This window comes from Burkholderia sp. S171, assembly GCF_009766085.1.
Lineage (GTDB): Bacteria > Pseudomonadota > Gammaproteobacteria > Burkholderiales > Burkholderiaceae > Caballeronia.
Genome location: NZ_LMUF01000029.1, coordinates 1 through 11,096 on the forward strand (window position 1 = coordinate 1; position 11,096 = coordinate 11,096).

Annotated in this window: 9 protein-coding genes; 4 read left to right on the forward strand and 5 right to left on the reverse strand. The window is 59.7% G+C overall.

Annotated features, from left to right (window positions below):
• Positions 1–303 precede the first annotated feature (303 nt).
• A complete protein-coding gene (locus GSQ93_RS13855; protein ID WP_158936264.1) occupies positions 304–513 on the forward strand; it encodes a dodecin in 210 nt (69 codons plus the stop codon).
• 143 nt (positions 514–656) lie between these two features.
• On the opposite strand, the gene GSQ93_RS13860 is transcribed toward GSQ93_RS13855, so the two are convergent.
• From GSQ93_RS13860 to GSQ93_RS13875, 4 genes are all read right to left on the reverse strand, one after another.
• Entirely contained in the window at positions 657–1,709 is a 1,053-nt protein-coding gene (locus tag GSQ93_RS13860) for a BMP family ABC transporter substrate-binding protein (RefSeq protein ID WP_254073875.1), read from the reverse strand.
• A gap of 316 nt (positions 1,710–2,025) precedes the next feature.
• The gene (locus GSQ93_RS13865) at positions 2,026–2,955 is read right to left on the reverse strand and encodes an ABC transporter permease (protein WP_158936266.1); all 930 of its coding nucleotides are present in this window, start codon (positions 2,953–2,955) and stop codon (positions 2,026–2,028) included.
• A 23-nt stretch (positions 2,956–2,978) separates the two neighbouring features.
• Positions 2,979–4,085, reverse strand: a complete 1,107-nt coding sequence (locus GSQ93_RS13870; protein WP_158936267.1) for an ABC transporter permease — start codon at positions 4,083–4,085, stop codon at positions 2,979–2,981.
• A complete protein-coding gene (locus GSQ93_RS13875) occupies positions 4,082–5,674 on the reverse strand; it encodes an ABC transporter ATP-binding protein (RefSeq protein ID WP_158936268.1) in 1,593 nt (530 codons plus the stop codon). The genes GSQ93_RS13870 and GSQ93_RS13875 overlap by 4 nt, the downstream gene beginning before the upstream one ends.
• Positions 5,675–5,943: 269 nt before the next feature.
• On the opposite strand from GSQ93_RS13875, the gene GSQ93_RS13880 reads away from it, so the two are divergent.
• Positions 5,944–6,876, forward strand: a complete 933-nt coding sequence (locus GSQ93_RS13880; protein WP_047896764.1) for a LysR substrate-binding domain-containing protein — start codon at positions 5,944–5,946, stop codon at positions 6,874–6,876.
• Between the two features lie 6 nt (positions 6,877–6,882).
• Here GSQ93_RS13880 and GSQ93_RS13885 read toward each other — a convergent pair whose 3' ends face one another.
• The gene (locus tag GSQ93_RS13885; protein WP_158936269.1) at positions 6,883–8,253 is read right to left on the reverse strand and encodes an 8-oxoguanine deaminase; all 1,371 of its coding nucleotides are present in this window, start codon (positions 8,251–8,253) and stop codon (positions 6,883–6,885) included.
• 530 nt (positions 8,254–8,783) lie between these two features.
• Here GSQ93_RS13885 and uraH point away from each other — a divergent pair.
• Positions 8,784–9,137 (forward strand): hydroxyisourate hydrolase, encoded by a 354-nt coding sequence (gene uraH / locus GSQ93_RS13890; RefSeq protein ID WP_158936270.1) that lies wholly within the window; start codon positions 8,784–8,786, stop codon positions 9,135–9,137.
• 99 nt (positions 9,138–9,236) lie between these two features.
• Positions 9,237–10,430 carry a urate hydroxylase PuuD gene (locus GSQ93_RS13895; protein WP_158936271.1) on the forward strand — a complete coding sequence of 398 codons (1,194 nt, stop codon included), beginning with the start codon at positions 9,237–9,239 and terminating at the stop codon, positions 10,428–10,430.
• Positions 10,431–11,096: the final 666 nt, after the last annotated feature.

Below are 11,096 nucleotides of genomic sequence, written 5' to 3' on the forward strand. Positions count from 1 at the left end.
CTGGCGCAAACGGGGACGTTCATATAAAAGAAATGACGCGCCGCCACGCGCAGTGGCTAACAGTGATAAAGAGAAAATCCGACTCACGCAGACCACTGACACCGAAAGCACCACCCCGGCATAGACTCCGACCGCTAACCCCAGACCCTAGCAACCCGACCCGACCCCACCCCACCCCACCCCCGTCCGCCCCCCCGTAAAAAAACCGAGTGCGAACGATCCCCCCTTGGCGCATGATTTGCTGAGTCCTACGAACGCCACTTAACGTGCAATGCCGACAGGCAGCAATCAAAGGAGAACACAATGACCAATCACGTCTACAAACAAATCGAACTCACCGGGTCGTCGACCCAATCCAGCGACGATGCAATCCGTATCGCGCTAGAAAAAGCCTCCAAAACACTCCGCAACCTGCACTGGTTCGAAGTCATCGGCACCCGCGGGCAAGTCGAGGACGGCAAGGTCGCGCACTGGCAGGTCACGCTTAAAGTTGGACTGCGAATCGACGATTAAGATTAATCGCGACGCAGACAACAAAGGCCGCACTTCATCGAAGCGCGGCCTTTTCTTATGACGGAAACGATGACAATCAACAGGTAAGTTTTGCGAAATCGCATTGCCTCCCCACCGGCTTCGCAAACTATCCCGCTCCCAAATTACTTCGGCAACGACCCGTCAACGCCTTCAACATACCAGTTGATACGTTGCAGTTCTGGATCAGTCAGGTTCTGGCCAGCCGCAATCTTGACCGCGCCCGACTGGTCCTTGATCGGACCCATGAAAACGTCCCACTTGCCGCTCTGCAGTTGTTCACGCTTGGCCGCGACAGCTTCCATTCCCTTGGCCGGGACCACGGCGGTATTCACGTCCTCGAGATCCACCGCCTTTTGCGGCATGCCCAGCCAAACCGGGTCGGTCTTGACCTTGCCATCCAGAAGCTGCTGGACCATCGTGTTGTAATACACGCCCCAATGCTGCACCACCGACCCCAAATGCGCGCTCGGTCCGAACTTCTTCATGTTCGAATCCCACCCAAATGCGTACACCTTCTTCTCAGCGGCAGTCGCCAGCGTCGCGTTCGAATCGGTATTCTGCAACAGCACATCAGCACCCTGCCCGATCAACGTTTCCGCCGCCTGCTTTTCCTTACCCGGGTCAAACCAGCTATTGATCCAGATCACTTTCGTATGGATCTTCGGATTCACCGAACGCGCGCCCATCGTGTACGCGTTGATGTTGCGGATCACCTCAGGAATCGGCACCGACGCAACAAAACCCAGCGTATTCGTCTTCGTTACATAACCCGCCGCCACGCCGGCAAGATACGCACCTTGATACATACGGTCATCGAAGACGCCGAAGTTTTTCGCTTTCTTGTAGCCCGTCGCGGTCAGGAACGTAATGTCCGGGTAATCACGCGCCACCTTCAGCTGGAAGTCCTGGTAACCAAAGCTGGTCCCCACGATAACCTTGTTGCCCTTCGCGGCCAGATCGCGGAACACACGCTCCGAATCCGCCGATTCCGGCACGTCTTCGACCCGCGTGATCTTGATCTTGTTGCCGTACTTGGCTTCCACTTCCTTCGTGCCGGCATCGTGGGCAAAGGTCCAGCCTGCATCGCCGGGATTGCCCAGGTAGACGAACGCAATGCCCGGCACATCGGCGGCCCGCGCGGGGCCGGCGACCATCGTGGCGGATAGCGCGAGCATCGTGCCCACGGCTCCAGCTGCGCCCAAGGTGTTCAGCCAGCTTTTCTTCATCGTGCTTCTCCTGTCGATGTTTCGATGGTGTTTGTAAAAATCGTGCCGCAGTGTCATTGGCCAAAATTGGGCCTGTGTTCGGAATATCAGTCCATCTTTCAAGCGCGTCAGCGAGTGCGATGGACGCACCTCATATCGGTGACCAGATGCCGCGTTCACGGCTGCTACGCGCCAACGCCTGACGAGCCGCGCATGCCATTCGCGCTTAGGCGCAGGCTAAGAGGCCGCGTAGGCCACGCCCCAGGCACTCGCCCCCACCCCGCCATCAACTAGCCGCAAAAAACGGCTTGCCGAGCGATGCAGGCGCGTTCAGCTTGATCGTGTTCGGATTGCGCGAAATAAGCACCAGCACGACGATCGTGGCGATGTACGGCAACATGGCGAGAAATTGCGTCGGGATGGGCACGCCGATAGCTTGCGCGTAGAACTGCAGCGCCATCACCGCGCCGAACAGCAATGCGCCAATCAGCAGCCGCCCCGGGCGCCATGTCGCGAACACGACCAGCGCCAAGGCAATCCAGCCGCGCCCGGACGTCAGCTGTTCCTGCCACAAATGCAGGTAGACGATCGAGTAATAACCGCCGGCAATACCCGCCATGCCGCCACCGAAAAGCGTCGCGCCGTAACGTACGCCGACCACCGGAAAACCCACGGAATGCGCGACCGAAGGCGACTCGCCCACCGAGCGCAATACCAGCCCGGCGCGAGTTCGATACAAAAACCAGCTGATCACGCCAAACATGATGAACGCGAAATAACCGAGCGGTGTCAGCGTGAAAAACGCGGGTCCGATGACGGGAATGGACGTAAGACCGGGAATGGGCAGCACATCGATAGTCGCGCGTACCGCCGCCGACGTATAAGGCTTGCCGATATACGCCGAGAACCCAATCCCGAAGATAGTCAGCGATAACCCCGTCGCAACCTGATTCGCGAGCATGGTGATGGTGAGGAACGCGAACACAAGCGACATCAGCACGCCCGCGGCAATCGCGCCCAGAATGCCGAGCCACGGATTGCCGGTGATCGCGGTCACGGCGTAGCCGGTGACCGCGCCCATCAGCATCATGCCTTCCACGCCAAGGTTCAACACCCCCGACTTCTCGGCGACGAGCTCACCTGCGCCGGCGAACATCAGCGGAATGGCGGCGACGACAGCGCTCGATGAAAGCGAACTGGCCTGATTGATATCCATAGGGTTTCTAGTCCGCTTTTCGATTACGAATGTGCATGCGCCGCGACCCGGCGCCGCACGCGATAGTTGACGAACAGGTCCGCGCCCAGCAGGCAGAACAACAGCAATCCCTGGAACACGCCCGCGAGCGCCTGCGGCAATTGCAACGACGTCTGCACTGCTTCGCCGCCGAGATACAGCAACGCCATCAGCAGACTCGCGAGCACGATGCCGACCGGATGCAAGCGCCCGACGAACACCACGATGATCGCCGTGAAACCGTATCCGGGTGACCAGCTCGCCTGCAATTGCCCAATCGGTCCGGCCACTTCGCCCATGCCCGCCAACCCGGCCAGACCGCCACTCAGGAGCAGCGAGGTCCAGATGGCCTTTTTATCGGAGAAACCGGCGTAGCGGGCTGCCAGCGGCGCCAGGCCACCCACATTCATTCGATACCCCGCGAAGCTCTTGCGCATGAACAGCCACACCAGCGGAATCGCGATCACCGTGAGGAATACCGACGCGTTGATCCGCGTGCCCTTCAGCCATGCCCAGCCCCAATCGCTGTAAAGGCGGGGGAATTGCGCCGAATCGCCGAACATCGCCGAGATCGGGAAGTTCATGCCCTCGGGGTCACGCCACGGACCGCTCACCAGATAGATCAGCAACTGGGTCGCGACGTAGGTGAGCATCAGGCTCGTCAGGATCTCGTTGGTGTTGAAACGGCTCTTGAGCAACGCGGGAATGGCCGCCCACGCCATGCCGCCTATCACGCCGCCAATCATCATCAGCGGCAGGATCCACCAGCCGGTGGCATCGCCGACATGAATGGCTATGCCGCCCGCCACGATCCCGCCTAATAACATCTGCCCTTCAGCGCCGATATTCCACACGTTCGCCCGATACCCCACCGCCAGTCCAAGCGCGATCAGGCACAGCGGCGACGCCTTCAGCACGAGTTCGGACCAGCCGTTCACGTTCGACAACGGTTCGATGAAAAAGCCGTGCATCGCGCGCACCGGATCCTGGCCCACGATCGTAAAAATCAAAAAGCCGATGATCAGCGTCAGCACTGCGGCGACCAGCGGCACGGCAAGCTGCATGGCACGGGACGGCGTCGGGCGCGCTTCGAGTCGATAGGGGAAATTCATTGTGTCGGAGCCGTGGTGTCGAGGGCGACGGGGTCGGCACGATTGCCATCGAAGAGACCGGCCATGAAGAGGCCAATTTCTTCTGCGTTAGTCAGACCGGTTTCGCGGACCGGGGAAAGCTTGCCCCGAGCGAGAACGGCGAGGCGGTCGCAGATATCGAAGAGTTCTTCCAGCTCTTCCGATATCACCAGAATCGCCACCCCGCGCGCGGCCAGATCCAAGAGTTGTTGACGGATGAAACCCGCCGCGCCGACATCGACGCCCCAGGTCGGTTGCGCGACCACGAGCACCTTCGGCTCCTGCAGGATCTCCCGTCCCACGATGAACTTCTGCAAGTTGCCGCCCGACAGGCTTTGTGCGAGCGCGCCGTTGCCGCCGCAGCGGACATCGAAGGCGCTGATGCAGCGGTCAGCGAACGCGCGCATGGCCTTCGTGCTGATCCAGCCGCCATGCACCATGTCTTCGCGATATCCGGTGAGCAGCGCGTTTTCCGCCAGCGACATGGCCGGCACCGCGCCGCGCCCAAGGCGTTCCTCGGGCACGAAGGCGAAGCCGAGCGCGCGCCGTCCACCGGCGCTATAACGCGCGGCGGGCTGGCCGACGATCGTGATGGCATCGGGCGCGATATGTTTATCGCGGATCTCGCCAGAGAGCGCGGCGAGCAACTCGGCCTGCCCGTTACCTGATACCCCCGCAATGCCGAAAATTTCCCCCGCGTGCACCGAGAACGAGACGTCCTGCAGCGACGTACCAAATGGATCGGCACTCGCCACCGACAAGTTCTTCACCGCGAGCTTCACCTCGCCCGGCGTATGTTCGCGACGCGTGTAGTCGGGCAGCGAATGGCCGACCATCAGTTGTGCGAGGGATGCGTGGGTTTCCTTGCGTGGATCCACGCTTCCCGTCACCCGGCCGCCGCGCATGACGGTCGCGGTCTGGCACAGCGCCTGGATTTCATCAAGCTTGTGGCTGATATAGAGAATGCTGCATCCCTCCGACGCCAGCCTTCTCAGCACCGTAAAAAGCTTCTTGACCGCTTGCGGCGTGAGCACAGACGTGGGTTCGTCCATGATCAGCAGGCGCGGGTTCTGCAGCAGGCAACGCACGATCTCCACGCGCTGGCGTTCGCCCACCGCGAGACTATGTACGTGGCGTTGCGGATCGACATCGAGCCCGTAATCCGCCGATACCTCGCGAATCCGTTTGCCGAGCGTCTTGAGATCGAATTTATCGTCGAGAGCGAGCGCGATGTTTTCGCCCACCGTCAGCGTCTCGAATAGCGAAAAATGCTGGAACACCATGCCGATACCCAGCTTTCTCGCGGCCGCCGGACTACTAATCTCGACCGGCGCGCCCTCCCAGCGAATCTCGCCTTCGTCCGGCCGCACCGCGCCGTAGATAATCTTCATCAACGTGGACTTGCCCGCACCGTTCTCGCCGAGCACGGCGTGGATTTCACCCGGTTCGACGATAAGCGTCACGTCGTCATTGGCCTTGACGGCGGGATATTGCTTGCTGATGCCGTGAAGCGCGAGGCGCGAAGCAAGCGCGCCGCCCGGCTGAATGGATGAGGAAATGGCGTCGCCCATATGGACTCAGAAAGTGCGGAAATTGCGCAAAACCGGATTGACCGGCATGTCAGCAACGGAAACTTGCAGTCTGCGAGTAAAAGATACCCAAAACGGTGCGGGCCGTCGATTACTCAAAATAGTGCGCGCAATTAGCAACAACACGGTGTTGCACAGCGTGCAACGAACGTGCTTGCGGGTATGCCCAGCTTGACGAAAACTATGTGTCATATTAAAAACGATATGTTCTGCACCCTGGTCGATCAGCCTGACCGTATATTGGAGAGAAGATGAGTCAGCAACGCGAAGCGATCGACACTTACCTGTTACGCGTCCTTCACACCCTCTTGATGGAGCGCAGCGTCACGCGCGCAGCCGTCAAGCTCAATCAGTCACAACCCGCGATCAGCGCGGCGCTCAGGCGCCTGCGCGACATCACCGGCGATCCGCTGCTTGTGCGCGGCAAAGCGGGCATGGTGCCGACCGAGTACGGCCTGCGCCTGCTCGAACCCACGCAAAACGCGCTGCGGGAAATCGAACGCATCAAGGTTCAGCAGCACAACTTCGAACCGTCTACTTCAGTGCGGTGCTACCGCATTGGCTGCCCGGATTATCTGAACGTGCTGTTCGTGCCGACCGTGGTGGAGCGCTTTCGTATTGCCGCGCCCAACGCCACGCTCGAATTTCATTCGCTCGGCCCCGCTTTCGACTACGAACTCGCGCTGGAGGAAGGCAAGCTCGATATCGTCGTGGGCAACTGGCCCGAGCCGCCTGAACAACTGCATCTCTCGAATCTTTTCGTCGACAAGATTGTTTGTCTCGTCAGTTCTAATCATCCGTTTGCCCGCCGCGGCGCACTCACGCTTGATCAATATCTCAACGCGCCGCACTTGGCTCCTACGCCGTATTCCGTTGGCCAGCGCGGCGCGATCGATGTTCATCTGGCTCGCGAGCGCCTCAAGCGCCATGTGGTCGTCACGCTGCCCTACTTCAATCTCGCGCCGTACGTGCTGATCAAGTCGGATCTCGTGTTCACCACCACGCGTCTGTTCGCCGATCACTACGCCAAGTTCCTGCCGCTGACCGTGGTGCCCGCACCGCTCGATTTCCCGCCGATGCAGTACTACCAGCTGTGGCATGAGCGCTGCCATTACTCCGACGAAGTGCGGTGGCTTCGCCACCTCGTCGCCGATGCCACGCGCTCGCTGATCGAAGCGCCTTAGCCTTGATTAGTTGGCCATGGCGATCAGCTGGCCCGCCAGCCGGTTGTGACGCTCGACGATCGGTCCAAGATCGACCGTCGTCAACTGGCCGTGGCGCACGACTACCTTCCCGTCGATAACACTCGTCGATACCTGCGACGGCGCGCAGAACACCAGCGCCGCGACGGGATCGTGCAACGCGCCCGCAAAGCCGTGCTGGCTCAGATCGAAGGAAACGAAGTCGGCTGCCATGCCGGGCGCCAACGCGCCGATATCATCCCGGCCCAGCACCTTCGCGCCGCCCAGCGTCGCGATTTCGAGCGCTTCCCGTGCGCTCATGGCGTCGGGACCGAAACCCACGCGCTGCAATAACAACGCTTGCCGCACTTCGGCGACCATCTGCGCGCCATCGTTCGATGCCGATCCATCCACGCCTATTCCAACCGTGACGCCTGCGTCCCGCATCGCCCGGATGGGTGCAATGCCCGACGCCAGCCGCATGTTCGAACACGGACAATGCGCGACACCCGTGCCCGTGCGCCCAAACAACTCGATACCCGCACGGTCCAGCTGCACACAATGCGCGTGCCAGACATCCGGTCCGACCCAGCCCAAATCCTCCGCGTACTCGGCCGGCGACATGCCGAACTTCTCCCGGCTGTACGTGACATCGTTCACGTTCTCGGCCAGATGCGTGTGCATCGATACCCCGTATTCCCGCGCCAGCAGCGCCGAATCGCGCATCAGCTCACGGCTGACCGAGAACGGCGAACACGGCGCCACGACCACGCGCAGCATCGCGTAACGGCCTTCATCGTTATATGTTTCGATCAGGCGCTGCGTGTCCTTCAGGATCGCGTCTTCTTTCTCGACCACTGAATCGGGCGGCAATCCGCCGTCCTTCTGCCCGACGCTCATGCTGCCGCGCGCCGCGTGAAAACGCATGCCGATCTGTTGCGCCGACGCAATGCTGTCGTCCAGGCGTGAGCCGTTCGGATAAATGTAAAGATGGTCGCTCGACGTCGTGCAGCCCGAGAGCAGCAACTCGGCCATGGCGGTCAGCGTCGATACTTCGATCATCTCGGGCGTCAGGTTCGCCCAGATTTTGTACAGGCTGGTGAGCCAGCCGAACAACTCGGCATTTTGCGCGGCCGGCACAGCCCGCGTGAGGCTCTGGTACATATGGTGATGCGTGTTGACCAGGCCGGGAATCACCAGATGGCCTGACAGGTCCAGCACCTCATCCGCTTGTTGCGGCAAGTCGCTGGTCGCGCCGACCTGCGTGATCCGGTTGCCTTCGATGAATAAACCGCCATTGGCGATCTCGCGTCGTGTCTCGTCCATGGTCACGAGCACGCGCGCGTTCTTCACCAGCAATGTCCGGGGTTTCTGTTGCATGCCGATCTCCGCTATTTCACTGTTTTACCGAGGGCGCAAAAGCATAAAAGCACCGCTTGAATCCGCGCCTGTTACCCGGTTACCCAGCGTCGATCGCCGTCTTCGGGATGCCCAGCCAACCTCTGTGTAAGCCGCTGTGCAAGACGCTACTGTCCGTAGCCAAAAAGCCCCTGACAATGCGCACACTGCCATAGTTGTCTTCACGGACTCGATATGATCGTTAATTTTGGCTCGCGTAGCATCGCCGGGAAGCGGTGGAAAGGGCTGGAACCGGGCTGGAACGCTGACGTTTTCTTTACGAAACCGCAATAAGCGGGTATCCGTTATGTGCTGGCGATTATCTTGCCTATCGCGGGCGTTATGATCGCCGCAACTTTTTACAATGCTGGACACGGCGCGCATCCTCTCACGCCGACGGGTATGTAGCCACGCTTGTGGAGCCTCGATCCGCCGCTGATTGTCAGAACACAGACGAGAACTCAGACGGTTCGATGCGCAGCCGCTCCTCGCACACTATAAGGACAACGCGAATGGGCAAGCTCACAACCCACGTACTCGATACCGCGCACGGTCGCCCCGGCGCCGGTATCAAGGTCGAACTTTTCGTGCTGACCGGCGATGCCCGGCGCGCGCTCCTCACCACGCAGACCAATTCGGATGGCCGTTGCGACGCGCCGTTGCTACAGGACGACGCTTTTGTCGCTGGCGAATACGAACTCGTGTTTCATGCAGGCGATTATTTCGCGGCGAGCGGCGTGGATCTGCCTGAACCACGTTTCGTGAACCGGGTGGTGTTGCGCTTTGGTATTGCCGATGCCACGTCGCACTACCACGTGCCACTGCTGGTCTCGCCTTGGGCGTACAGCACGTATCGCGGTAGCTGAGATCTTCTTTGAGAGTCGATTACTCCGACTGACGCTGTTTGATTTCGATCCGGCGTCCGTCTGAAGTGTGGATAACAGAATTCGTAGTGGAGACGTTTCATGCAAGGCTTTATTGTTGATTGGCTGAATCTTGCTTTGCGCTGGCTGCATGTGGTGGTGGCGATTGCGTGGATTGGCGAGTCGTTTTATTTCGTGGCGCTCGACAACAGCCTGAAGCCGCCTAAGGATCCCGCGGCGACCAAGCGCGGCGTGTTTGGCGAGTTGTGGCACGTGCATGGCGGTGGTTTTTACAACATGCAGAAGTACACGGTCGCTCCGCCGAACATGCCCGACGACCTGCACTGGTCGAAGTGGCCGTCGTACACCACGTGGATGTCCGGCTTTGGCCTGTTCATGGTGTTGTATCTGTTCTCGCCGAGCACGTATCTCATCGATAAAAACGTGCTCGATATGGGACCCGTGGTGGCGGTTTCATCGGCGCTGGGCTTCTTGCTGGCGGGCTGGATTGTGTATGACTCGCTGTGCCGCTTACTGGGCAATCGCGATGGCCTGCTCGGAATCTGCGTGGGCGCCTATGTGGTCATCGCGGCGTGGTTGGCTTGCCATGTGTTTGCAGGGCGTGCAGCGTATTTGATTACGGGCGCGACGTTGGCCACGATCATGTCGGCGAATGTGTTTTTCGTGATCATTCCCGGTCAGCGGAAGATGGTTGCAGCCATGCTCAAGGGCGAAGTGCCCAATGCCATTTATGGCAAGCGTGGCAAGCAGCGTTCGGTGCACAACACGTATTTCACGTTGCCGGTGGTGTTCGTGATGTTGTCGAACCACTACGCGATGACTTACACGCATCCGTATAACTGGGCTGTGTTGCTGATCATCATGCTGGCCGGTGCGCTGATTCGACAGTTCTTTGTGATGCGTCATCGTGGGCAGGTGTTGTGGTATTTGCCGGTGATTGGTGTGCTGCTGATGTTTGGCGCGTTTGCGTGGACGATGCCGAAGGGGGTGCCGACGGTTGCGCCAGTGGCCGGAGCGCCCGCGATTCGTGTGGCCGATATTGAGCCGATCTTGACGCAGCGGTGTGCTACGTGTCATGCAGCTCATCCGACGATGATGGGGGCTGCGCCGGCTGGGGTTTTGCTGGATACGCCTGAGTCGATTTCGTTGAATGCGCAGCGGCTTTATCAGCAGGCTGTGGTGTTGAAAGCGATGCCGCTAGGCAATGTCACCCAGATGACCGATGGGGAGCGGCAGAAACTTGCCGCGTGGTTCCAGGGTGGAGCTTTGAAGTAAGGTTTGAGGTTTGCTCGCGCCGGTGGACCGGGACGGTCAGGTCTGCTGGCGCGGTTGGGTGGGAATGAAGGGCTGGATTGTTGGTCTTTTTGAGGTTGGCGGTCGGGCTGGGTCAATACCGGGGTGCCAGGTTCTTGCGTTAGTGGTCGGGGTCAATGTCGGGTTGCTGCTTTCAGTGTTAGTGGTCTGCGTGAGTCGGATATTCTCTTTATCACTGTTAGCCACTGTGCGTGGCGGCACGTCATTTCTTTGCCCAAAGCGGCAAAGAAACGAAGCAAAGAAAACGCTTTTAACCGCACTACCCTAAGTGTCCACAGCGTGCAGTTTCTATTCATGGGTGCCCCAAAAGCACGGTGCTCGCCAGAGCCACCGATGTGTGAAACCCTCCTTCTCGCGAATCCTGACATAGACACGCTTCGCGACCAGTGCCCTCGGGCAAGCACAGTTGCCCACGAATCAGCACGGCCTCACGCGTATCTGCTGTCTCATTTCTTAATAAGGCTATCGAGACCTATCCGCGCGGCACCCATAATCTCTACGAGGTTCGCAGGTTATCCTGGTTCCGATAGACAATCGAAATCCGGCTAGGTCTGCTAGGTCTGCTAGGTCTTAGTAGGAACGGACGAGAGAGTTCAGGTTATTTCGCGTACTGGGTTGTTCGCGCGC

Bases quoted from the DNA above. Each gene is read 5' to 3' on its own strand.
- GSQ93_RS13855 (WP_158936264.1), top strand. From the start codon at position 304: ATGACCAATCACGTCTACAAACAAATCGAACTCACCGGGTCGTCGACC.
- GSQ93_RS13880 (WP_047896764.1), top strand. From the start codon at position 5,944: ATGAGTCAGCAACGCGAAGCGATCGACACTTACCTGTTACGCGTCCTT.
- GSQ93_RS13875 (WP_158936268.1), bottom strand. From the start codon at position 5,674: ATGGGCGACGCCATTTCCTCATCCATTCAGCCGGGCGGCGCGCTTGCT.
- GSQ93_RS13860 (WP_254073875.1), bottom strand. From the start codon at position 1,709: ATGCTCGCGCTATCCGCCACGATGGTCGCCGGCCCCGCGCGGGCCGCC.
- GSQ93_RS13865 (WP_158936266.1), bottom strand. From the start codon at position 2,955: ATGGATATCAATCAGGCCAGTTCGCTTTCATCGAGCGCTGTCGTCGCC.
- GSQ93_RS13885 (WP_158936269.1), bottom strand. From the start codon at position 8,253: ATGCAACAGAAACCCCGGACATTGCTGGTGAAGAACGCGCGCGTGCTC.
- GSQ93_RS13895 (WP_158936271.1), top strand. From the start codon at position 9,237: ATGCAAGGCTTTATTGTTGATTGGCTGAATCTTGCTTTGCGCTGGCTG.
- uraH (WP_158936270.1), top strand. From the start codon at position 8,784: ATGGGCAAGCTCACAACCCACGTACTCGATACCGCGCACGGTCGCCCC.
- GSQ93_RS13870 (WP_158936267.1), bottom strand. From the start codon at position 4,085: ATGAATTTCCCCTATCGACTCGAAGCGCGCCCGACGCCGTCCCGTGCC.